General features: G+C 71.2%; 19 protein-coding genes and 1 riboswitch. Of the genes, 14 read left to right on the top strand and 5 right to left on the bottom strand.

Going from position 1 to position 23,336, the window contains the following annotated elements; translation table 11 throughout:
* The first annotated feature begins 32 nt into the window (after positions 1-32).
* From PV682_RS33665 to PV682_RS33655, 3 genes are read left to right on the top strand one after another with little or no spacing between them, the layout of a single operon-like run.
* The gene (locus tag PV682_RS33665; RefSeq protein ID WP_319735548.1) at positions 33-902 is read left to right on the top strand and encodes a 1-aminocyclopropane-1-carboxylate deaminase/D-cysteine desulfhydrase; all 870 of its coding nucleotides are present in this window, start codon (positions 33-35) and stop codon (positions 900-902) included.
* A 49-nt stretch (positions 903-951) separates the two neighbouring features.
* A complete protein-coding gene (locus PV682_RS33660) occupies positions 952-1,290 on the top strand; it encodes a trypco2 family protein (protein ID WP_319735547.1) in 339 nt (112 codons plus the stop codon).
* A gap of 3 nt (positions 1,291-1,293) precedes the next feature.
* Positions 1,294-4,413: a trypsin-like peptidase domain-containing protein gene (locus PV682_RS33655; RefSeq protein WP_319735546.1), complete on the top strand. Its 3,120-nt coding sequence runs from the start codon at positions 1,294-1,296 to the stop codon at positions 4,411-4,413.
* Here PV682_RS33655 and PV682_RS33650 read toward each other — a convergent pair.
* Positions 4,364-5,962, bottom strand: coding sequence for a Na+/H+ antiporter (locus PV682_RS33650; protein ID WP_319735545.1), 1,599 nt, complete (start codon positions 5,960-5,962; stop codon positions 4,364-4,366). The two genes, PV682_RS33655 and PV682_RS33650, sit on opposite strands and share 50 nt — an antisense overlap.
* A gap of 85 nt (positions 5,963-6,047) precedes the next feature.
* Positions 6,048-7,256, bottom strand: coding sequence for an RNA-guided endonuclease InsQ/TnpB family protein (locus PV682_RS33645; RefSeq protein WP_319735544.1), 1,209 nt, complete (start codon positions 7,254-7,256; stop codon positions 6,048-6,050).
* Positions 7,257-7,361: 105 nt separating this feature from the next.
* Here PV682_RS33645 and PV682_RS33640 point away from each other — a divergent pair, with 105 nt between their 5' ends.
* From PV682_RS33640 to PV682_RS33630, 3 genes are all read left to right on the top strand, one after another.
* Entirely contained in the window at positions 7,362-7,622 is a 261-nt protein-coding gene (locus PV682_RS33640; RefSeq protein ID WP_010353611.1) for a UBP-type zinc finger domain-containing protein, read from the top strand.
* A gap of 251 nt (positions 7,623-7,873) precedes the next feature.
* A complete protein-coding gene (locus tag PV682_RS33635; protein WP_010353612.1) occupies positions 7,874-8,287 on the top strand; it encodes an ATP-binding protein in 414 nt (137 codons plus the stop codon).
* Between the two features lie 17 nt (positions 8,288-8,304).
* A complete protein-coding gene (locus tag PV682_RS33630; protein WP_319735543.1) occupies positions 8,305-9,324 on the top strand; it encodes an RNA polymerase sigma factor SigF in 1,020 nt (339 codons plus the stop codon).
* An 11-nt stretch (positions 9,325-9,335) separates the two neighbouring features.
* Here the strand turns inward: PV682_RS33630 and PV682_RS33625 are convergent, their stop codons facing one another.
* On the bottom strand, positions 9,336-9,803 hold the full coding sequence (locus PV682_RS33625) for a hypothetical protein (protein ID WP_319735542.1): 468 nt from the start codon (positions 9,801-9,803) through the stop codon (positions 9,336-9,338).
* 422 nt (positions 9,804-10,225) lie between these two features.
* On the opposite strand from PV682_RS33625, the gene PV682_RS33620 reads away from it, so the two are divergent.
* Together PV682_RS33620 and PV682_RS33615 are read left to right on the top strand one after the other, a co-directional pair.
* Positions 10,226-11,194, top strand: a complete 969-nt coding sequence (locus tag PV682_RS33620) for a diacylglycerol/lipid kinase family protein (protein ID WP_055725082.1) — start codon at positions 10,226-10,228, stop codon at positions 11,192-11,194.
* 322 nt (positions 11,195-11,516) lie between these two features.
* Complete coding sequence (locus tag PV682_RS33615) at positions 11,517-11,774, top strand: WhiB family transcriptional regulator (RefSeq protein WP_006142322.1); 258 nt, start codon at positions 11,517-11,519, stop codon at positions 11,772-11,774.
* A 189-nt stretch (positions 11,775-11,963) separates the two neighbouring features.
* Here the strand turns inward: PV682_RS33615 and PV682_RS33610 are convergent, their stop codons facing one another.
* Positions 11,964-13,430 (bottom strand): sensor histidine kinase, encoded by a 1,467-nt coding sequence (locus tag PV682_RS33610; protein WP_055725083.1) that lies wholly within the window; start codon positions 13,428-13,430, stop codon positions 11,964-11,966.
* A 490-nt stretch (positions 13,431-13,920) separates the two neighbouring features.
* On the opposite strand from PV682_RS33610, the gene nagB reads away from it, so the two are divergent.
* The gene (nagB, locus tag PV682_RS33605) at positions 13,921-14,706 is read left to right on the top strand and encodes a glucosamine-6-phosphate deaminase (protein WP_319735541.1); all 786 of its coding nucleotides are present in this window, start codon (positions 13,921-13,923) and stop codon (positions 14,704-14,706) included.
* A gap of 24 nt (positions 14,707-14,730) precedes the next feature.
* Here nagB and PV682_RS33600 read toward each other — a convergent pair whose 3' ends face one another.
* Positions 14,731-16,209, bottom strand: coding sequence for a glycoside hydrolase family 3 protein (locus PV682_RS33600; protein ID WP_319735540.1), 1,479 nt, complete (start codon positions 16,207-16,209; stop codon positions 14,731-14,733).
* Between the two features lie 220 nt (positions 16,210-16,429).
* On the opposite strand from PV682_RS33600, the gene PV682_RS33595 reads away from it, so the two are divergent.
* The 5 genes from PV682_RS33595 to PV682_RS33575 all read left to right on the top strand — a co-directional run bounded on the left by PV682_RS33595 (position 16,430) and on the right by PV682_RS33575 (position 23,083).
* Positions 16,430-17,194 (top strand): GntR family transcriptional regulator, encoded by a 765-nt coding sequence (locus PV682_RS33595; RefSeq protein ID WP_055719122.1) that lies wholly within the window; start codon positions 16,430-16,432, stop codon positions 17,192-17,194.
* A 115-nt stretch (positions 17,195-17,309) separates the two neighbouring features.
* The gene (locus PV682_RS33590; protein WP_055719121.1) at positions 17,310-17,567 is read left to right on the top strand and encodes a DUF3311 domain-containing protein; all 258 of its coding nucleotides are present in this window, start codon (positions 17,310-17,312) and stop codon (positions 17,565-17,567) included.
* Positions 17,564-19,174, top strand: a complete 1,611-nt coding sequence (gene mctP / locus PV682_RS33585; protein ID WP_319735539.1) for a monocarboxylate uptake permease MctP — start codon at positions 17,564-17,566, stop codon at positions 19,172-19,174. Before PV682_RS33590 ends, mctP begins: the two co-directional genes overlap by 4 nt.
* 275 nt (positions 19,175-19,449) lie before the next feature.
* Positions 19,450-19,574, top strand: a riboswitch (cobalamin riboswitch).
* Positions 19,575-19,706: 132 nt separating this feature from the next.
* The gene (locus tag PV682_RS33580; protein ID WP_319735538.1) at positions 19,707-22,067 is read left to right on the top strand and encodes a ribonucleoside-diphosphate reductase subunit alpha; all 2,361 of its coding nucleotides are present in this window, start codon (positions 19,707-19,709) and stop codon (positions 22,065-22,067) included.
* Positions 22,067-23,083, top strand: coding sequence for a ribonucleotide-diphosphate reductase subunit beta (locus PV682_RS33575; protein ID WP_319735537.1), 1,017 nt, complete (start codon positions 22,067-22,069; stop codon positions 23,081-23,083). The genes PV682_RS33580 and PV682_RS33575 overlap by 1 nt, the downstream gene beginning before the upstream one ends.
* The last annotated feature ends 253 nt before the right edge of the window (positions 23,084-23,336 follow it).

Raw genomic sequence — 23,336 nt, 5'->3', positions numbered from 1 at the left:
CGTTTCACCGAACAGTGTTCGACAATGGCCGGGTGCCCTCGCCCTCCCCGCTCCAGGAAACCCAGGACGAACGTTTCACCAGCCATGACGTCCGGCTTCTGCTGAAACGCGACGACCTCCTGCACCCCACCCTGATCGGCAACAAATACCGCAAACTGACCCCGAATCTCGAAGCGGCGTCCGGCCGCCCGCTCCTCACGTTCGGCGGCGCCTACTCCAACCACCTCCGCGCGACGGCCACCGCCGGGGCGGCCCGGGGCATCCCCACGGTCGGCGTCGTCCGGGGCGACGAACTCGCCGCCCGCCCCCTGAACCCCTCCCTGGCCCACTGCGCCGCGCACGGCATGCGCCTCCACTTCACCGACCGCGCGACGTACCGCCGCAAGTCCGACCCGGCGACCCTCGCGGCGATCCTCCGTGACGCCGGCGCGGAGGACGCGTACGTCGTCCCCGAGGGCGGCAGCAACGCGGCGGCCGTACGCGGCTGCCGGGCCCTGGGCGAGGAGCTGGCCGGCGTCGACGTGGCGGCGATCGCCTGCGGTACGGGCGGCACCCTCGCGGGTCTGGCGGCCGGCCTCGCCCCGGGGCAACGGGCGCTGGGCGTCCCGGTGCTGAAGGGCGGCTTCCTCGCCGGGGAGATCCGCGCCCTCCAACGGGAGGCGTTCGGCGCGGAGTTCACGAACTGGCACCTGGAGGAGCGCTTCCACTTCGGCGGCTACGCCCGCACCACCCCCGAACTGGAGGATTTCGCCCGGGACTTCGAGGACCGCCACGGACTGCCGGTGGAGCGTCTCTATGTCGCCAAGTTGCTGTACGGACTTGTCGCCCTGACCCGCGAGGGCGCCTTCCCGCGCGGGACGACCCTCGCGGCGGTGATCACGGGAACCCCGTTCCCGGGCTGATCCGGCGGCCGTACAGTGAGTCAGTTGACCGGCGATCAGGGGGGAACCTGTGGCGGACGAGATCGGTGTGGGCGAGGCGGTCCAGGCGCTGCGCGACGAGCTGCTCGGCGCGGCGACGGCGGGCACGGGCAGCGGCCTCTCCTTCGAAGTGGGGCCCATCGAGCTGGAGTTCGCGTTCACGCTGACCAAAGAGGTGAACGCCAAGATCGGGGTGAGCCGGATCTTCAGCGCGGTCGTGTCGGCGGACGTCAGCGGCAAGGCGGCCAAACAGGACACGCACCGCGTGAAGTTCGTCCTCACCCCCAAGGACGCCTCCGGCAACCCGCTGCTGATCAGCAACGACCATCCGCCCCAAGTCGGCGGCCTGGACTCGGCGTTCGGCCGCTGACCCGTGCCGGACCGGCTCCGCACCGCCCTGGTCGAGGCGGCGGGCCAGGGCTCGGGCCTCGTCCTCGCCCCGCGCCTGGTCCTCACGGCGGCCCACGTCCTGCGCGAGCGCACGCACGCGACGGTCCGCACGCCCCGCACTCCGCCCGTGCGCTGCGAGGTCGTCTGGTCCCGCTCCGACCGGCACTACGACGCCGCGCTGCTCCTCGCGGAGGAGGACATCCTCCCGGGCGTCGAGCCGGTGCGCTGGGGGACGCCGGTCACGTCGGAGCCGGCCGGCATCACCCTCCTCGGCTTCGCCGCAGGGGCCGGTGACCAGGTCGGCTCCCGTCCCTTCCGGGGCGAACTCGACCCCCTGGACGCCGTGGAGCGCGACCGGTACGTCCTGAACCTCACCGGCACCCCGCCCGAGGGCGCCTCCCCCTGGGCGGGCCTGTCCGGCGGCGCCGTCTGGTGCGGCGACCTCCTGCTCGGCGTGGCCGTCGCGGACCTCCCGGGCTGGCAGCACAGCCGCCTGGAGGCGGTCCCGGCGTACGTCCTGCTGGCCGACCCCGGCTTCCGGAACCTCCTGCGTCAACACACCGGCCAGGACGCCCCGTTGGAGCCCGCCGAGTTCGCGGACCGGGCCCAGCCCTCGGCACCCCTGGTCCCCGCCTCCGTCGCCCTGCTCCTGCACCCGCGCGCGGAGACGGTCCGCTTCACGGGCCGCGCGGACCTGCTCGCCGAGCTGACGGCCTGGTGCACGGACGGCGACGGCGTCTCCCTCGCCCTCCTGACCGGCGCGGGCGGCGCGGGAAAGTCCCGGGTGGCACGGGAGTTGGGCCACCGCCTCGCCGCGTCCCGCCATGCCGTCGTCCACCTGTCCCGCAACGCCGTCCCGGACGCCCTGTTCGCCTCGACAACGTCCCCCGTCCTGCTCGTCGTCGACTACGCCGAGAGCCGCGTCGAACAACTCGGCGCCCTCCTGGAGATCGTCGCGAGGCGCCCGCGCGCGGGAGCGCTCCGCATCCTCCTCATCGCCCGCGCGCAGGGCCGCTGGTGGGACGAACTCCGCGCGAGCGGGCCCGAGGCCGCCGACCTCGCCGAGAACGCCCGCCGCTGGTCCATCACCGGCACGGAGTCGCTGGGCGCCGACGTGTTCCGTACGGCCGTGACGGACCTGGCGCGCGGTGTGGCGGCCCTGGGGCTGCCGGTGGCGTCCGCACCCTGGGAGGAGCCCGCAAAGCCCCCCAGGACCGTCCTGGAGATCCATATGGCGGCCCTGGCGAGCCTCCTGGCCCCCTCGGCGGGCACGGCGGCCCAGGACACGCTCCTGCGCCACGAGGCGGCGTACTGGAAGAGCACCTCCCAGGCCCCTCCGCTGAACCTCCTCGGTGAGGCGGCCCTCCGCAACGCCGTCGTCACGGCCACCCTCGTCGGCCCGGTCCCGCGCGAGCGCGCCCACACCCTCCTCGCGCGCGTGCCGCGCATCGGCGACCAGCCGGAGGCGGTACGGCGAGCTGTCGCCGACTGGCTGCGGGACCTGTACCCGAGCACCGCGTACTGGGGCGTCCTGGAGCCCGACCCACTGGGCGAGTACCTCGTGGGCACGCGCGTGGTGGACGAGCCGGAGATCTTCCTGCGGCTGATCGACGTCCTGGACAACGAGGAGATGGTCAACGCCCTGTTGGTGCTGAGCAGGGCGTCCGCGCGCGTGGAGGGTGTCGCGGAGGTCGTGTACGACGCGGTGCGCGCGGCGCCGGGGACACTGGCGCCCCGGTTGCTGGGGGCGGTGCGGCGCAGTGCGGAACCGGCGGTGCTGGTGGGCGCGTTGGAGGTGATCCTGGACGAGGAGCTGCTGCCGGACGAGCAGTTGGTGGAGCTGGCCCACCGGATGCCGTTGCTGAGCCAGGCGTTGATCTCCTTGAGCGTGCGGTTGCAGCAGCGGGTGGTGGACGGCGAGGAGGCGACCTCACCGCTCGCGCGCGCGGGGTCGCTGCACAACCTCGCCGGACGCCTCGTGGCCGCCGGACGCCACGAAGAGGCGCTGGCCACCACGGCCACAGCGCTGGCCCTCCTCGACACCGCCCCGGACGCGCCCGCATGGCTGCGGGGGCTGCTGCTGGGTCAGCGGTGCCGCTCGCTCAACGAGTCCGGGCGCCCCGAGGACTCCGTCAGGGAGGGCGAGAGAGCCCTTCAGGAGCTGTCCCGATGGAAGGAACCGGAGGATCCCGACGTCCAGGTGAACGCCGTCGCCGCGACGCTCAACAACCTCTCCTACGGCCTCGCCGACATCGGCCGGTTCGACGAGGCCCTCGCGCGGGCGCGTGCCTCCGTCGCTCTCCGGCGGGAGCTGGCGGACCGCGACCCGGAGGCGCTCCCCGACCTCGCCCGTTCGCTCAGCACCCTGTCCCGGCACCAGCGCCGCGCGGGGGACCTGGAAGGGGCGCTCGGGACGGCCGAGGAGTCGCTGCGGGTGCGCAGGACCGCCGCCGAGGAGGAGCCGGACGCCTACCTGACGGAGCTGGACTCCACGCTGGAGCACCTGGCACAGATCCTGGCGGACCTCGACGACGTGCCCGCGCTGCGCAGGACTCTCCGGGAGGTCCTGCCCGTCCGGCGCCTGCTGGCGCGCACCCACCCCGAGGCGTACCTGTCCGACCACGCGGAGACCCTCCTGATCGCGGCGCACGTCACCGAAGGGGCGGAGAGCCTGGAAGCCGCGGACGAGGCCGTCACCGTGGCCCGCAGGCTCGTCCGCGACCAGGGCCGCGAGCACCTCCACGTCCTCGGCCTGGCCTTCCAGGCGCAGGCGCGGTCACTGGCCGGTTCCGGCAACCCGCACGTCGCGTTCCGGGTGAACGCCAAGGCCGTACAGGTCCTGCGCAGGGTGTTCCGCGAGACCGGCCAGGGCGCGGGCGACCTGCTGGAAGCCCTGGAGCTGCAAGCGCGCGCCCTCATCCTCGCGAAGCGTTTCGAGGACGCCGAACTGGTCACCGCCGAAGCGGTCGCCGTCCTGGAGGGCCTCCCCGAGGACGATTTCGTGGAGGAGCGCGCCGGAGCCCGCCACTCGCTCGCGCTCGTGCGGCAGGCCCTCACTCAGCCTCCCGATAGGCAGCCGCCTCCTCCAGATCCAGCCTCCTGAGCAGCGTCCGCAACATCTCGTCGTCGATATGGCGACCGTCCCGCAGCCGCACGAACACCTCCCGCTCGGCGCTGATCATCTCCCTGGCCAGTCGCCGGTACGTATCGTCGACGCTCTCCCCGGTGACCGGGTTCGGCTGCCCCAGCCGCTCCCACACGGCGTTGCGACGGCGTTCCAGGACCGACCGCAGCCGGTCGGCGAGGGGCGGCGGAAGGGCGTTGCGCTCGTCGGAGAGCAGTTCGTCGAGCCGCTGCTCGGCGATCCGGGACGCCTGCGCCTGCGCGTTGGCCTCCGCGAGGGTCGCCGCGCGCGTGTCGGCCTCGGGGAACTTGAGGAGCCGGATCAGCGGGGGCAGCGTCAGCCCCTGGAGGACGAGCGTCCCGATGACGGTCGTGAACGTCAGGAACAGCACCAAATCCCGCTCGGGGAACGGCTCTTCGCTGTGGTGGAGGGTCAGCGGCACGGAGAACGCGATGGCCAGCGAGACGACGCCCCGCATCCCGGCCCACCCGATGACGACGGGCCCGCGCCAGGTCGGATTGTCCTCGCGCTCGCGCACGCGCGTGAACAGCAGGCGCGGCAGGAAGGTGGCCGGGAACACCCACAGGAAGCGTGCGGCGACGACCACGAGGAACACGGCGACGGCGTACCAGGCGGCGTCGCCGGCGTCGTACTCGTCGAGCCCCTTGAGGACGACGGGAAGCTGCAAGCCGATGAGGGCGAAGACGGCGGACTCCAGGACGAAGGCGACCATCTTCCAGACGGCGTCCTCCTGGAGGCGGGTGGCGAAATCGACCTCCCACGCGCGGTGGCCGAGATAGAGGGCGACCACGACGACGGCGATCACCCCGGAGGCGTGGAACTGCTCGGCGGCGGAGTACGCGACGAAGGGGATCAGCAGGGAGAGCGTGTTCTGGAGGAGGGGTTCCTTGAGGTGGGTGCGCAGCCAGTGCAGGGGCGCCATCAGGACGAGCCCCACGACGGTCCCGCCGACCGCGGCGACCAGGAACTCCCCGATGCCGCCCGCCCAGGACGCGCCCTCCCCGACGGCCGCGGCGACGGCGACCTTGTACGCGGTGATCGCGGTGGCGTCGTTGAGGAGGGACTCGCCCTGGAGGATCGTCGTGATCCGCGACGGCAGCCCCACGCGCCGGGCGACGGCGGTGGCGGCGACGGCGTCCGGGGGCGCGACGACGGCCCCGAGGACGAGGGCCGCGGTGAGCGGCATCCCGGGCACCAGCTCGTACACGGCCCACCCGACGGCGAGCGTCGCGAACAGCACGTACCCGACCGACAGCAGCGCGACGGGCCGTACCTGCGCGCGCAGGTCGAGGTAGGAGCTGTCGGCGGCGGACGTGTACAGCAGCGGCGGCAGGAGCAGCGGGAGGACGACGTCCGGGTCGAGGGTGTAGTCCGGGACTCCGGGGACGTACGAGACCACCAGGCCGACCGCGACGAGCAGCAGGGGCGCGGGTACGGGCGTGCGGCGGGCCGCCGCCGCGAACGCTGCGCTGCCCGCCACCAGCAGGAGCAGCGGCATCACATCCATCTCGGAGCCACCCTCGTTCCTCGGTTTTTCCGCGCGGCCATCCGTACGGCCGTCGTAACCTGGCAATCTTGACTTTCCCCCCGCCTCAAGGGCGGGGGGTTCCAGCGGTCGCCCGCTGGGGTTCCTGCTTCATCGACGGCCGCCCCGTCCGGGAGGACTCCCGTTGAGGTCTTACACCGTCTCCACAGGCGGATGCCGCCAGCCCGGCGGCCAGGATGTTGCGTGCCGCGTTCACGTCGCGGTCGTGCACCGCGCCGCACTCGCACGTCCACTCGCGGACGTTCAACGGCATTTTCGCCGCGACCGTGCCACAGGCCCCGCACAGCTTGCTGGACGGGAACCAGCGGTCGACCACGACGAGTTCGCGCCCGTACCAGGCGCACTTGTACTCCAGCATGGAGCGCAGTTCCGTCCACGACGCGTCACTGATGGCGCGCGCGAGCCTGCCGTTCTTGAGCAGGTTGCGGACGGTGAGGTCCTCGATCACGACCGTTTGGTTCTCACGGACGAGACGAGTCGACAGCTTGTGCAGGAAGTCACGGCGCCGGTCGGCGATCCGCGCGTGGATCTTGGCGACCCTGCGCCGGGCCTTCTCCCGGTTCGCCGATCCCTTCGCCTTCCGCGACGACTCCCGCCGCGCGCGGGCCAGCCGGGAGCGGTCGCGCCGCTCGTGCTTCGGGTTGGCGATCTTCTCCCCGGTGGACAGCGTCACCAGGGACGTGATCCCGGCGTCCAGGCCGACCGCGTTCACGGTGGCGGGGGCCGGGGTGACGGTGTCCTCGCACAGCAGGGACACGAACCAGCGCCCCGCGGCGTCGCGGGACACCGTCACCGTGGTCGGCTCCACACCCTCGGGCAGGGGACGCGACCAGCGGATGTCCAGCGGCCCGCTCATCTTCGCGAGCGTCAACTGCCCGTCGCGCCAGGCGAAGGCGCTGCGGGTGTACTCGGCAGACGCACGGGACTTCTTCCGCGACTTGTACCGGGGATACTTCGCCCGTCTGGCGAAGAAGTTCCCGAACGCCGCCTGAAGATGCCGCAGCGCCTGCTGAAGGGGGACGCTGGACACCTCGGCCAGGAAGGCGAGTTCCCCGGTCTTCTTCCACTCGGTCAGCGCGGCGGACGACTGCACGTAGGAGATCCGGCGCTGCTGGCCGTACCAGGCCCGGGTGCGCTCCTCCAGCGCCTTGTTGTAGACGAGGCGGACACAGCCGAACGTGCGCGACAGCTCGGCCGCCTGCTCGTCCGTGGGGTAGAAGCGGTACTTGAACGCCCGCTTGACCTGCTGTGTCACGCCTCACAAGATATCATTTTCCGTGTGAGTGGCACTCTCCCCCGCGAGCGAGAAGGTGCCCCCACCCCCGGCCGAGGCCTGGGGCAGCCACGAAGGAGAGCCCCGATGAAACAGTGCACGCACGCGGACACGCTGCCGCACCCGGACCCCACGCCGCTGAACGAGACGTGTCCGGAGTGCCTGCGCGACGGTACCCACCCGGTGCAGTTGCGTCTGTGCCTGACGTGCGGGCACGTCGGCTGCTGCGACACCTCGCCCGGCCGGCACGCGACGCGCCACCACGACGAGACGGGCCATCCGGTGATGCGGACGTTCGAGCCCGGCGAGGACTGGCGGTGGTGCTTCGTGGATCACGTCCTGGTGTGATCGGGAGCGGGTACGGTTCGAGGGTCTGATGCCTGGGTACGTCAACCCGGCGCGCGCTCTTCCGATTTGGGCCCGCAGACCCCCTAGACACGGAGCGTATTCGGAGTTTTACTGTGAGTGACGCCATGGGGTCGGGGTCCCGGGACAGGACGCTGGTGAGCGCGATAGCGTCACCGCTGCACCACACTTCGCGTTACTCCGGGGGGCGACGACCCTCGGCCCGAACAGCTTGTACCACCTTGGAGGTGAGGGTGTCCCAGATCGCAGGCGAGCCCGCGACCCAGGACTTCGTGGAAGTCCGGCTGCCGGCCGCGGGTGCCTACCTGTCGGTGCTGCGGACGGCCACGGCCGGCCTCGCGGCCCGTTTGGACTTCACCCTGGACGAGATCGAGGACCTGCGCATCGCGGTGGACGAGGCGTGCGCGATCCTGCTCCAGCAGGCCGTGCCCGGCTCGGTGCTCGGCTGCGTGTTCCGCCTCGTCGACGACTCGCTGGAGGTGACCGTCTCCGCGCCGACGACGGACGGCCACGCGCCCGCGCGGGACACGTTCGCGTGGACCGTGCTGTCCGCGCTCGCGGGCAAGGTGTCCTCCGCCGTCGACGACGACAAGACCGTCTCGATCAGCCTCTACAAACAGCGCGGCGCGGGCCCCGGGCCGGCGTGAAGGACGGGGACGGGCCGGTGCAAGGCGATGAGCGCGGCGCGCGCCTGCCGACCGAGGAGGGCTTCCTGCGGCGGACGGCGGACGGCGTCGACGGCATTCCCGAACAGGCCCGGCCGCATCCGGAGGACGACACTCCGGTCGGCGAGCAGCGGGAGCGGGACGGTGCGCAGGGCACCCCTGGCCGGGCCGGGAGAACGGCTCGACAAAGGGCGACGGGCGGGACGATGAGCGAGCACGAGCGAGACGATCAGCAGGGCGGCGTGGCCGCCGTGCCACACGGTCATCAGGACCGCAGCGAGGCGCGGGCACTCTTCGTCGAGCTGCGCGGCCTCGCTGACGGCAGCCCCGAGTACGCGGAGCTGCGCAACCGGCTGGTGCGGATGCATCTGCCGCTCGTCGAGCACCTCGCGCGGAGGTTCCGCAACCGGGGCGAGCCGCTGGACGACCTGACCCAGGTCGCCACCATCGGGCTCATCAAGTCCGTGGACCGCTTCGACCCCGACCGCGGTGTCGAGTTCTCCACGTACGCGACCCCGACCGTCGTGGGCGAGATCAAGCGCCACTTCCGCGACAAGGGCTGGGCCGTCCGCGTCCCGCGGCGCCTCCAGGAGCTCCGCCTCGCCCTGACCACCGCGACCGCCGAGCTCTCCCAGCTCCACGGCCGCTCCCCCACGGTCCACGAACTCGCCGAGAAACTCGCGATCTCCGAGGAAGAGGTCCTGGAGGGCCTGGAGTCCGCCAACGCGTACTCCACCCTCTCCCTGGACGTCCCCGACACGGACGACGAGTCCCCGGCCGTCGCCGACACGCTCGGCGCGGAGGACGAGGCGCTGGAGGGCGTGGAGTACCGCGAGTCCCTCAAGCCCCTCCTGGAGGACCTCCCGCCGCGCGAGAAGCGCATCCTGCTCCTGCGCTTCTTCGGCAACATGACCCAGTCGCAGATCGCGCAGGAGGTCGGCATCTCCCAGATGCACGTCTCCCGCCTCCTGGCCCGGACCCTGGCCCAGCTGCGGGAGAAGCTCCTCGTGGAGGAGTGAGCGCCCCGGGGTCAGTCCTGCGCGTTGCCCGGGCCTCGGATTCCCAGGGCCCGGGTCGTCTCGGCGTTGACCAGCAGGACCAGCGCCACGACCGCCACGACCCCCAGCGCGATCCCCGCCGGGATGGCGACGCTGTCGGCCTGGAGCAGGGTGTATGCCACCGGCAGCGCCATGACCTGGGTCACGACCGCCGGGCCCCGGCTCCAGCTGCGGCGCTTCAGCAGCCCCCTCGCGGCAAGCAGCGGCAGCAGCGCGAGCACCGCGAGGGTGATACCCCCGGTCACGGCTCCCTGACGGTCGTCCGCGTCCCCGCCGATCCCCACGACCAGCATCCACCCGCCGCCCACGAGCAGCGCGACGCCCTCAAGACCGGCCAGCACAGCGGCGTACGTCAGCCTGCGGGGACGGGGGCCGTCGAGGGCCGTCTCCTCCGGCGTTCCGGGGGTCCGGGAGGGCTTGGGGGCCTTTTCACTGCTCACGCCTGAAGGGTATCGGCCACCTGAGAGAGACGGCTCCCACGCCCTTCGTCGGACCTATTCAGCCAGCTCGGGGAACCGGCGTCGTGCTTCCGCGAGCCACAGCCCCTCCCAGCCGCACTCCGGGCAGATCTCGAAGTCGGCCGCTCCTCCAAGGTCCGCTGGAAGCAACAGGGGCAGGCGACAAGGTCTCTCGCAGGGAGATCCGAGGAGCCGGGGGACGGATCCACAGGGGTCATGGCCGGCCTCATCCCGCACTCACGGGTGATCCGAACCACAGCCCCGCCCCGAAGCACTCTCCTCATCCGCACGCCCCCCGCCCACCCCTACACGCCCCCACCCCGTGTCGAGACTCACGCCCGTTCTCTTACCCCTCCCCTACCTCGACCTGTGCCGGGTACCCCCCAGTAGGTACGCTGCAATCCATGCGTGCACTTCTTGTGGTCAATCCGGCGGCGACGACTACGAGTGCGCGTACGCGCGATGTCCTGATCCACGCGCTGGCGAGCGAGATGAAGCTGGAAGCGGTGACGACGGAGTACCGCGGGCACGCGCGGGACCTCGGCCGGCAGGCGGCGACGAGTTCGGACATCGATCTGGTGGTCGCGCTGGGGGGCGACGGCACGATCAACGAGGTCGTGAACGGCCTGCTCACCGGCGGCCCCGACCCCGAGCGGCTGCCGGGTCTCGCGGTCGTGCCGGGTGGCTCGACGAACGTGTTCGCGAGAGCCCTGGGCCTGCCGAACGACCCCGTGGAGGCGACCGGCGCCCTGCTGGACGCGCTGCGGCAGGGCAGTGAGCGCACGGTCGGCCTCGGCCTGGCGACGGGGACCCCGGGGACGGAGGACGAGGCCGTACCCGCACGGTGGTTCACCTTCAACGCCGGCCTGGGATTCGACGCGAAAGTCATCGGCCGGGTGGAGCAACAACGCGAACGTGGAAGGAAATCCACACACGCTCTTTACCTTCAGCAGGCACTCCGTCAGTTTTTCGGAGAACCGCACCGGCGCCACGGAACGATCACCCTGGAACGGGCCGGAGAAGAACCCGTGACCGATTTGGTGATGTCCATAGTCTGCAACACGGCTCCGTGGACCTATCTGGGCAATCGCCCGGTGTACGCGTCGCCTAAGGCCTCGTTCGATACCGCGCTCGACGTACTGGGTCTCAGCCGCCTGTCGACCCCCGCACTTGCCCGGTATGCGACCCAATTGCTCCTTTCGTCCCCCGAGAAGGGACCCCAGGGCAAGCACGCCGTCTCCCTCCACGACGTGGACCAGTTCACCTTGCATTCGAAGGTGCCGCTCCCGCTCCAGATGGACGGAGACCACCTCGGACTGCGTACCAGCGTGACGTTCACAGGCGTACGCCGGGCACTGCGTGTGATTGTGTGAGCAGAAAGGGCGGAAGTCCTTTCACTCGAACGTTTAGGCCAGGGTCCACCCCTTGGAAGTACGGCTGTGACCCAGTCGACACCGAGGAATCAAAAAAAACTTTCCAGAAGGGGTTGTATCCGCCGCTGAGGTTTGCGAGTCTCTACGTGGCGATCGGGACAGCCCGCAACACCGGCATCCACTGATCACCGGAACCCCTCTTCGCGACACCAGGACCGCGCCAGGCGTATCTGGCTGGTGGCCCTTCCCTTGTTGAGGGATTCGTGAAAGCGTTCACATTCACAAGCAACCAGCACGTAACACCCAAGGAGAGGTAGCAGCCATGGACTGGCGTCACAACGCCGTTTGCCGCGAGGAAGACCCCGAGCTCTTCTTCCCCATCGGCAACACCGGTCCTGCGCTGCTGCAGATCGAGGAAGCCAAGGCCGTCTGCCGACGCTGTCCCGTGATGGACCAGTGTTTGCAGTGGGCGCTCGAGTCCGGTCAGGACTCCGGCGTCTGGGGTGGTCTCAGCGAGGACGAGCGCCGCGCCATGAAGCGCCGCGCCGCCCGCAACCGGGCCCGTCAGGCCTCCGCCTGACCCGTCCGCCCCGCGGAAAACAGCCTGAGGTTGGCGGCGCGTACGGCACGTACGCAGCTCCCGCCCCCGAACCGCAGCGCGCAGTACCCCCAAGCGCTCAGTACGACTTGCACCACATGCACGAGTACCGCAGCAGGGAGCACTAGCCCCGGCCCACATGGTCCGGGGCTCTTTGCTGTCCCGGGGCCGTCACTTCTGCGACCGCACCGGCACGTCCAGGATCACCCGCGTACCCCCCTCGGGCCCCGGCACCATGTCGAAGCCGCCGCCCAACTCCCCCTCCACCAGGGTCCGTACGATCTGGAGCCCCAGGTTGCCGGAGACCTGCGGGTCGAAGCCCTCGGGCAGCCCCACCCCGTCGTCCTGGACGGTGACGAGCAGCCGCGCGTCCTTGGTCGTGCCGCCGCGCACGGCCGTCACCTCGACGGTCCCGGTCTCCCCCTCGCGGAAGCCGTGCTCCAGCGCGTTCTGGAGGATCTCGGTGAGGACCATCGACAGCGGCGTGGCCACCTCCGCGTCGAGGATCCCGAACCGCCCGGTGCGCCGCCCGGTCACCTTGCCCGGCGAGATCTCGGCGACCATCGCGAGCACCCGGTCGGCGATCTCGTCGAACTCCACCCGCTCGTCCAGGTTCTGAGACAGCGTCTCGTGGACGATGGCGATCGACCCGACCCGCCGCACCGCCTCCTCCAGCGCCTCGCGCCCCCGCTCGGACTCGATCCGGCGGGCCTGGAGCCTGAGCAGGGCGGCCACGGTCTGGAGGTTGTTCTTCACCCGGTGGTGGATCTCCCGGATGGTCGCGTCCTTCGTGATCAACTCCCGCTCGCGGCGGCGCAGTTCGGTGACGTCCCGGAGCAGGACCAGCGAACCGATGCGCGTGCCCTTGGGTTTGAGGGGGATCGCGCGGAACTGGATCACCCCGTCGTTCGCCTCGATCTCGAACTCGCGGGGCGCCCAGCCGCTCGCGACCTTGGCGAGCGCCTCGTCCACCGGGCCGCGCGTGGGGGCGAGTTCGGCGGTCGTCCGGCCGAGGTTGTGGCCCACGAGGTCGGAGGCGAGGCCCATGCGGTGGTACGCGGAGAGCGCGTTCGGCGAGGCGTACTGGACGATGCCGTCCGCGTCGAGGCGGATCAGGCCGTCGCCGACGCGGGGCGCGGCGTCCATGTCCATCTGCTGGCCGGCGAACGGGAACGCGCCCGCCGCGATCATCTGCGCGAGGTCGGAGGCGCTCTGGAGGTAGGTCAGCTCCAGGCGGCTCGGGGTGCGGACGGTCAGCAGGTTCGTGTTGCGCGCGATGACGCCGAGGACGCGGCCCTCACGCCGTACGGGGATCGACTCGACCCGTACCGGGACCTCCTCGCGCCACTCCGGGTCGCCCTCGCGGACGATGCGGCCCTCGTCGAGGGCGACGTCCAGGAGCGGGCGCCGGCCGCGGGGAACCAGGTGGCCGACCATGTCGTCCTGGTAGGAGGTGGGGCCCGTGTTGGGGCGCATCTGCGCCACCGAGACGTACCGCGTGCCGTCGCTCGTCGGGACCCACAGCACCAGGTCGGCGAAGGAGAGGTCGGAGAGCAGCTGCCACTCCGAGACCAGCAGGTGCAGCCACTCCAGGTCGGAGTCGTCCAGGGCTGTGTGCTGGCGTACGAGTTCGTTCATGGAGGGCACATGGGCGAGCGTACCCGCCGGTTTGTCGCTGGCCGAAATATGACGTTCGTACGCCGTGCTGAATCCCATCGTCACGACATACCCGGCGCGCGGGGCGGAGTATGCGCCCCTGGACGAGTCCCCGGAAACACCCGCGGGCCGCGGCGCCTGGAGGGACCCTCAACCCTCGCGGCACCGCAGCCCGGAGCAATCCCGGCCACGGGGTGTGCGGTCCCGATCGGCCGAAAGGTGAGGAACCGGGGCAGTCAGGGCAGAGAGCACCGGGTCCTCGGTCCGCCCTCCTGTGCGGGGAGAGCGGAAGTCTCACTGTGTTTCCCAACGCAGCCTAGCCTGTGCGGGTTCCCGTGGGGGGCCTGATGGGCGGGGGAAGTTCAGCGGACCGACAGGCGGACGTCACTCCCGGGGCCGGAGCCCGTGGGCTAGATTAGAGTGGTCTAAACCACATGTCCTTTTCGGATCGTCCTCAGAACGGCAGGCCAGCGTGGAAGTTGTGATCGTCCCGGACGCCGCCGCCGGCGGCGAGCTCGTCGCCGAGGCCATCGCGCGGCTGGTGGCCCGCAAGCCGAACGCCCTCCTCGGCGTGGCCACGGGGTCCACCCCGCTGCCGGTCTACCAAGCGCTCACGGCGCGGGTCCGCTCCGGCGGCGCGGACGTCTCCGCCGTACGGATAGCCCAGCTCGACGAATACGTCGGACTGCCCGCCGAGCACCCCGAGTCCTACCGCTCGGTCCTGCGCCGCGAGGTCCTCGCGCCGCTCGGCATCCCGATGTCCGCGTTCCTCGGCCCCGACGGCGCGGCGGACGACATCCAGGCGGCCTGCGAGTCGTACGACCGCGCGCTCGCGGCGGCCGGGGGCGTGGACCTCCAGCTCCTCGGCATCGGCACGGACGGCCACATCGGCTTCAACGAACCCTGCTCCTCCCTCTCCTCCCGCACCCGCATCAAGACCCTCACGCAGCAGACCCGCGTCGACAACGCCCGCTTCTTCGACGACGACATCGCCCAGGTCCCCCACCACGTCATCACCCAGGGCATCGGCACGATCCTGGAGGCCCGCCACCTGGTCCTGCTGGCCACCGGCGAGGGCAAGGCGGACGCGGTGGCCGCGACGGTCGAGGGCCCGGTCGCGGCGGTCTGCCCCGCCTCGGCACTCCAGCTCCACCCCCACGCGACGGTCGTCGCGGACGAGGCGGCGGCCTCCAAGCTGAAGCTGGCGGACTACTTCCGCCACACGTACGACAACAAGCCGGAGTGGCAGGGCATCTGAGCCCCCCGCCCTGAGCACCCCGCCCTAAGCCCCCCGCACCCCCGCGAGCACCTCCGCCGCGGCCCAGCCGCACACCCTCGCCGCGCCGTACGTGGCGATGTGGGCGGCGCCCCGGGGCGCGGCGTGCGGGACGCCCATCTCCACGACGACCGTGCCGGGGCGGGCGGCGAGCAGGGTGGTGAGGGCGCCGGACATCCAGGAGTGGCGGTGTTCGTCGCGGACCACGGCGACGATCCGGTGGTCCCCCGCCGCCGCGAGAGCCTCGTGGCCCGCCCGTGGGCCCGTGAACGTGCCCGTCCGCGTGCCGGGGAGGAACTCGGCCAGGGCAGGGGCCAGGCCCCAGGGGGTCTCGTCGCCCACCGCCATGTTCGCCAGGGGCGTGAAGGCGGCGACGTAGGGCGGGGACGTCAGCGGGAGGTTCTGCGGGGAGGCCACCCGGAGCGCTCTTCGGGCCGCCTCCAGACCGATCCCCGGGTCCCCGGCCGGACCTGTCCCCACCCCCGTCGCATGTCTCGTCGTCCACCGCGCCAGCGCCCGTACCCGGCCCGCCGCCTCCGCGAGGCGTTCCTCCGGGAGGTCGCCGGTGCGGACCGCGGTCACCAGGGCGTCGCGCAGGCGGGTGACCGTGTCGCCGTCCGACAGGCCCCCGCCGACGCAGATCGCGTCCGCGCCGGCGGCGATCGCGAGGACGGCGCCCCGTTCGACGCCGTACGTGTCGGCGACGGCCCGCATCTCCATGCCGTCGGTGATGATCAGGCCGTCGTGGCCGAGGTCGTGGCGCAGGAGGTCGAGGGTGCGGCGGGAGAGGGTCGCGGGGCGGGCGGGGTCGAGGGCGGGGGTGAGGATGTGGGCGGTCATGACGGCGCGGACCCCGGCGTCGACGGCGGCGCGGAAGGGCGGGAGGTCGCGGGCGGCGAGCGTCTCGTAGGGGACGTCGACGCGCGGCAGCGACTCGTGGGAGTCGACGGACGTGTCCCCGTGCCCGGGGAAGTGCTTGGCGCAGGCGGCGACCCCGGCGGACTGGAGCCCGGTGACGTACGCGGCGGTGTGCCGGGCGACCAGCGCCGGGTCGGCGCCGAAGGAGCGTACGCCGATGACGGGGTTGCCGGGGTCGGTGTTGACGTCCGCCGAGGGCGCCCAGTCGAGGGTGACCCCGCACTCGGCGAGCCGGCGCCCCAGCTCGGCGGCGACGGCGCGGGTGAGGCCGGGGTCGTCGACGGTGCCGAGCGCGAGGCTGCCGGGGAAGGAGGACCCCCGGCGCGCTTCGAGGCGGGTGACGTCGCCGCCCTCCTCGTCGACGGCGATCACCACATCGGGCCGGACCTTGCGCAACTCGGCGGTGAGGTCGGCGAGTTGCCGGGGACCTGCGATGTTGCGGGCGAAGAGGCCGACGGCGGCGAGGCCCTCGTCGAGGCGGCGCAGCAGCCAGTCGGGGGCGGTCGTCCCGGTGAAGCCGGGCTGGAGGACGGCGAGCGCGTCCCGGGTCACAGTCGTCTCCGCCAAGGCCGCCCTCCGAATGGCGCACGAATGGTGTAGACCAGCATCGCGAGCTTGGACCGGACCAAGGACCGTGTCAAGGCCCGGGACGCCGTACGCAGGGAGTTCTTACCGGCCCGGACCGGAACCGACCTGCCCGTACGGGCACCCGCACACACGATCCCGTGCCACGATGGGGTGCCGCGGCCGACGGGAGGTCGGCCCGTGCGAGCCGGGAAGGCGGGCCATGAGCACCGACGTCAGCAGTGCGGAGAACGAGGGTGGAGCGACCGTCCGTACCGCGCGTGTGCCCAAGTACTACCGTCTGAAGAAGCATCTGCTGGACATCACCCAGACGCAGGCACCCGGTACGGCCGTCCCGCCGGAGCGCACGCTCGCGGCCGAGTTCGACACGTCCCGCACGACCGTCCGCCAGGCCCTCCAGGAACTCGTCGTCGAGGGCCGGCTCGAACGCATCCAGGGCAAGGGCACGTTCGTCGCGAAGCCCAAGGTGTCCCAGGCGCTCCAGCTCACCTCGTACACCGAGGACATGCACGCGCAGGGCCTGGAGCCGACCTCGCAGATCGTCGACATCGGGTACGTCACCGCCGACGACCGCCTCGCCGAGCTCCTCGACATCACGCCCGGCGGCCGGGTCCTGCGCATCGAGCGCCTCCGCATGGCCAACGGGGAGCCGATGGCCATAGAGACGGCCCACCTCAGCGCCAAGCGCTTCCCGGCCCTGCGCCGCTCCCTCGTCAAGTACACGTCCCTGTACACCGCCCTCGCCGAGGTGTACGACGTACGGCTCGCCGAGGCCGAGGAGACCATCGAGACGGCGCTCGCGACGCCGCGCGAGGCGGGGCTCCTCGGCACGGACGTGGGGCTGCCGATGCTCATGCTGTCCCGGCACTCCCTGGACCTGCGGGGGGAGCCCGTGGAGTGGGTGCGGTCGGTGTGGCGGGGGGACCGGTACAAGTTCGTGGCCCGTCTGAAGCGGCCGGTGGAGTAGCACAGCTTCAGGACGATCCTCCGGCAGGGCTTCCGCTGTGCTTATCCGTCACTTAGATTGCCTGCGCATTGCAGTGGTGATCACTGGTGATCTCAGCGAGGGGACGGAGCCGCCGATGTCAGAGACCCCACCGAAGGCAGGGGACCCGGTGGTGACGCCCGTGCGCGTCGTCATCGCCCTCTGCCTGTTCGCGCCCTTCGTGGCGCTGCTGTGGGTCGGGTCGTATGCCGATGTGAACCCGCGGTTCGCCGGTATCCCGTTCTTCTACTGGTACCAGATGCTGTGGGTCGTCGTCTCGACCGGGCTGACCATGACCGCGTACAAGCTGTGGCAGCGTGACCAGCGCGCCCGCAAGGGGGGTGCGTCGAAGTGAACGACGGCGTCAACGGCGTCGCGCTCGGCGTCTTCATCTTCTTCTTCCTCGCGGTCACCGTCATGGGCTTCCTCGCGGCGCGCTGGCGCAAGGCGGAGAACGAGCACTCCCTCGACGAATGGGGGCTCGGCGGGCGCTCGTTCGGGACCTGGGTGACCTGGTTCCTGCTCGGCGGCGACCTCTACACGGCGTACACGTTCGTCGCGGTTCCGGCGGCCGTGTACGCGGCCGGGGCGGCCGGGTTCTTCGCCGTGCCGTACACGATCCTCGTGTACCCCCTCATCTTCACGTTCCTGCCCCGCCTGTGGTCCGTCTCGCACAAGCACGGGTACGTCACCACGTCCGACTTCGTGCGCGGGCGGTTCGGCTCGAAGGGGCTGTCCCTCGCGGTCGCCCTCACCGGCATCCTCGCGACCATGCCGTACATCGCGCTCCAGCTCGTCGGCATCCAGGCGGTCCTGGACGTCATGGGCGTCGGGGGCGGCGAGGACACGAACTGGTTCGTCAAGGACCTGCCGCTGCTGATCGCCTTCGGCGTGCTGGCCGCGTACACGTACTCCTCGGGGCTGCGGGCGCCGGCGCTGATCGCGTTCGTCAAGGACACGCTGATCTACATCGTGATCACGGTGGCGATCATCTACATCCCGATCAAGCTCGGCGGGTTCGACGACATCTTCGCCAAGGCCGGGGAGAAGTACGAGGCCGCGGGCGCCGGGGGGCTGGTGCCGGCGCAGGGCGCGCAGTGGACGTACGCGACGCTCGCGCTGGGGTCCGCCCTGGCGCTGTTCATGTACCCCCACTCGATCACCGCGACTCTCTCCTCCCGCAGCCGCGAGGTCATCCGCCGCAACACGACGATCCTGCCGCTGTATTCCCTCATGCTGGGCCTGCTCGCCCTCCTCGGCTTCATGGCCATCGCGGCGGGCGTGAAGGTCTCCAACGGGCAGCTGGCGATCCCCCAGCTCTTCGAGGACATGTTCCCCGACTGGTTCGCGGGCGTCGCCTTCGCGGCGATCGGCATCGGGGCGCTGGTTCCGGCCGCGATCATGTCCATCGCCGCGGCGAACCTCTTCACCCGGAACATCTACAAGGACTTCATCCGCCCCGACGCGACGCCGGAACAGGAGACGAAGGTCTCCAAGCTGGTCTCCCTCCTCGTGAAGGTCGGCGCCCTGGTCTTCGTCCTCACCATGGACAAGACGGTCGCCATCAACTTCCAGCTCCTGGGCGGCATCTGGATCCTCCAGACCTTCCCGGCCCTGGTCGGCGGCCTGTTCACCCGCTGGTTCCACCGCTGGGCGCTGCTCGGCGGCTGGGCGGTGGGCATGCTGTACGGCACGATCGCCGCGTACGGTGTGGCCTCCCCCACGCAGAAGCACTTCGGCGGCAGCTCGAAGGAGATCCCCGGCATCGGTGAGATCGGCTACATCGGCCTCACGGCGTTCGTCCTGAACGTCGCGGTGACGGTGGTCCTGACGTTCGTCCTGAAGGCGGCGAAGGCCCCCGACGGCATCGACGAGACGAGCCCCTCGGACTACACGGCGGACGCGGGCGACCCGGGCGTCCAGACGGAACTCCCCCCGGCGACGTCGGGAGCGGCCCACTAGCAGTTCGCTCCACAGGGGTGCCACACCAGGCCGTCAGGCGGGTGCGGCACCCCTGTGGCTTGTCGCGCAGTTCCCCGCGCCCCTAAAAAAGATGCGCTGCGCGCACTTTTTAGGGGCGCGGGGAACTGCGCGAACGGCCACGACGCACCCGCAGACCGCCTCCGACAACACCCCCCACCCCCCGCCCGGCATCACAGTTCCCACCCACAAGTTGACGCTCCGAAGCCGACGCGACACAACATCTGGGGGTGACCTGACAGGGCGGCACTAGATGTATGCTCATGCTCGCTGTCGCCGCAGGGGAATCCGGTGGGAATCCGGAACTGTCCCGCAACGGTGTACTTGTGCGTATACGCGCACGGGAGTCAGTCCGAGGACCTGTCGGCAGCAAGCGCCAGCCGTGCCAAGGGACGGCTCGGCGTGCCCTGACGTCCGGGCCTCGCGGAGTGGGCCGGGGACGCGTACGTGTCGTGCGTCCGTGCTGCCCCATGCCCTCCCGCGAAGCCCCTTGCCGAGCGAGGGAGAGCCTCACGTGACCATCGCGCCAGCCGAACCGGCTTCAGAGGTCCAGGCGGTCGAGACCGGAACCGACGGTCCCGGTACCGCGCTGCTGCGGACCCTGACGGAGCTGACCGCCGACCTCCCCGACGCGGACCCCGGCCGGGTCGCCGCCGCGGCCCTGCGGGGCCGTTCCGCGCGGGCGGACGAGGCCGAGCTGCGGGAGCTGGCGACGGAGGCCGCCGCGGGCCTGATCTCGGAGGACCCGGCGTACTCCCGTCTCGCCGCCCGCCTGCTGACGATCAGCATCCGCGAGGAGGCCGCCTCGCAGAGTGTGACGACGTTCACGGAGTCGATCTCCGTGGGCCACCGCGAGGGCCTGATCGCGGACCGCACGGCGGAGTTCGCGCGCCTGCACGCGACCGCGCTGGACGGCCTGATCGACCCGGCCGCCGACGACCGCTTCGGCTACTTCGGCCTCCGTACCCTGCACAGCCGCTACCTGCTGCGGCACCCGATCACGCGCAAGGTGATCGAGACGCCCCAGCACTTCCTGCTGCGCGTGGCGTCCGGGCTCGCCGAGGACGACACCGTACGGGCCCTGGACGAGGTCGCGGCCCTGTACGGCCTGATGAGCCGCCTGGACTACCTGCCGTCCTCCCCCACGCTGTTCAACTCCGGCACCCGGCACCCCCAGATGTCGTCCTGCTACCTCCTGGACTCCCCCAAGGACGAGCTGGACTCCATCTACGACCGCTACCACCAGGTCGCCCGCCTGTCGAAGCACGCCGGCGGCATCGGCCTGTCGTACTCCCGCATCCGCTCCCGGGGTTCGCTGATCCGGGGCACGAACGGGCACTCCAACGGCATCGTGCCGTTCCTGAAGACGCTGGACGCGAGTGTCGCGGCCGTGAACCAGGGCGGGCGGCGCAAGGGCGCGGCTGCGGTGTACCTGGAGACCTGGCACTCCGACATCGAGGAGTTCCTGGAGCTGCGGGACAACACGGGCGAGGACGCCCGCCGTACGCACAACCTGAACCTCGCGCACTGGATCCCGGACGAGTTCATGCGCCGGGTGAACGCGGACGCGCAGTGGTCGCTGTTCTCGCCGTCCGACGTGCCCGAGCTGGTCGACCTGTGGGGCGACGAGTTCGACGCGGCGTACCGGAAGGCCGAGGCCGCCGGGCTCGCCAAGAAGACGATCCCGGCGCGTGACCTGTACGGCCGGATGATGCGCACGCTCGCGCAGACCGGCAACGGCTGGATGACGTTCAAGGACGCCGCGAACCGTACGGCGAACCAGACCGCCGAGCCGGGCCACGTCGTGCACTCCTCCAACCTGTGCACGGAGATCCTGGAGGTCACGGACGACGGGGAGACGGCCGTCTGCAACCTGGGTTCGGTGAACCTGGGCGCGTTCGTCACCGGCGGCGGCATCGACTGGGACCGGCTGGACGAGACCGTCCGCACGGCCGTGACCTTCCTCGACCGGGTCGTGGACATCAACTTCTACCCGACCGAGCAGGCGGGCCGCTCCAACTCCCGGTGGCGGCCGGTGGGCCTGGGCGCGATGGGCCTCCAGGACGTCTTCTTCAAGCTGCGCATCCCGTTCGACTCGGCCGAGGCGAAGGAGCTGTCCACGCGGATCGCCGAGCGGATCATGCTCGCCGCGTACGAGGCGTCCGCCGGCCTCGCCGAGCGCTCCGGGCCCCTCCCCGCCTGGGAGAAGACCCGTACGGCCCGTGGCGTGCTGCACCCCGACCACTTCGGCGTCGAGTTCACCTGGCCGGAGCGCTGGGCGGCCCTGCGCGAGCGGATCGCGTCGACGGGGCTGCGCAACTCGCTGCTGCTGGCCATCGCGCCGACCGCGACGATCGCGTCCATCGCCGGTGTGTACGAGTGCATCGAGCCGCAGGTGTCCAACCTGTTCAAGCGCGAGACGCTGTCCGGGGAGTTCCTCCAGGTCAACTCGTACCTGGTGCAGGACCTCAAGGACCTCGGCGTGTGGGACGCCCGCACCCGTGAGGCGCTGCGCGAGGCCAACGGCTCGGTGCAGGACTTCGCCTGGATCCCCGAGGACGTCCGCGCGCTGTACCGCACGGCGTGGGAGATCCCGCAGCGCGGTCTGATCGACATGGCGGCGGCCCGTACGCCGTACCTGGACCAGGCGCAGTCCCTGAACCTGTTCCTGGAGACGCCGACGATCGGCAAGCTCTCCTCGATGTACGCGTACGCCTGGAAGTCCGGGCTGAAGACGACGTACTACCTGCGTTCGCGCCCGGCGACGAGGATCGCCCGCGCCGCCCAGGCGTCCGTTCCCGTGCAGGCCACCCCCGACCCCGACGCGGTCGCCTGCTCCCTCGAAAACCCCGAGTCCTGCGAGGCATGCCAGTAATGACCACCGAAGCCAAGAAGAATCTGCTCGACCCCGGCTTCGAGCTGACGCTTCGCCCGATGCGCTACCCGGACTTCTACGAGCGCTACCGGGACGCGATCAAGAACACGTGGACGGTCGAGGAGGTCGACCTCCACTCGGACGTCGCGGACCTCGCGAAGCTGTCCCCCGAGGAGCAGCACCTCATCGGGCGGCTCGTGGCGTTCTTCGCGACGGGTGACTCGATCGTCGCGAACAACCTCGTGCTGACGCTGTACAAGCACATCAACTCCCCCGAGGCGCGGCTGTACCTGAGCCGCCAGCTCTTCGAGGAGGCCGTGCACGTCCAGTTCTATCTGACGCTGCTGGACACGTACCTGCCCGACCCGGACGACCGGGCCGCCGCCTTCGCCGCCGTCGAGAACATCCCCTCGATCCGTGAGAAGGCCGAGTTCTGCTTCAAGTGGATCAACGAGGTCGAGAAGCTGGAGAGCCTCCAGACGCAGGCCGACCGCCGCCGCTTCCTGCTCAACCTGATCTGCTTCGCCGCGTGCATCGAGGGCCTGTTCTTCTACGGCGCGTTCGCGTACGTCTACTGGTTCCGCAGCCGGGGTCTGCTGCACGGCCTGGCCACCGGCACCAACTGGGTCTTCCGCGACGAGACGATGCACATGAGCTTCGCCTTCGACGTGGTCGACACGGTCCGCAAGGAGGAGCCGGAGCTCTTCGACGACGTCCTCCAGAAGGAGGTCACGGACATGCTGGCGGAGGCCGTCGAGGCGGAGCTCCAGTTCGCCCGCGACCTGTGCGGCGAGGGTCTCCCGGGCATGAACACCGAGTCGATGCGCGCCTACCTGGAGTGCGTCGCCGACCAGCGCCTGGTCCGCCTCGGCTTCGCCCCGGTGTACGGCTCGGAGAACCCGTTCTCCTTCATGGAGCTCCAGGGCGTCCAGGAGCTGACGAACTTCTTCGAGCGCCGCCCGTCGGCCTACCAGGTCGCCGTGGAGGGCACGGTCGACCTGGACGAGGACTTCTGACCTGACCGTCACGACGGCCCGGCACTCACCCCGAGTGCCGGGCCGTCGTGCAGCCGAAGGCCGACGGCACGCGGGGGTGCGGGCGCCGGAGCCGGGGTGACCGGAGCGGCGACGGGCGCCGGAGCGGCGGCCGGGGCCGGGGCGGCGGCCGGGGCCGGGGCGGCGGCGACCGGCGCGGGAGCCGGAGCAGCAACGGGGGCCGGGGCGGCCGGGGCCGGGGCGGCGGCCGGAGCCGGAGCGGCAGCGGCGGGCG

Origin of the sequence: Streptomyces niveiscabiei (genome assembly GCF_033794345.1) — a bacterium.
Lineage (GTDB): Bacteria > Actinomycetota > Actinomycetes > Streptomycetales > Streptomycetaceae > Streptomyces > Streptomyces niveiscabiei.
Note: the sequence above shows the minus strand (reverse complement) of the source record. Positions and strands in the feature narration are given on the sequence as shown.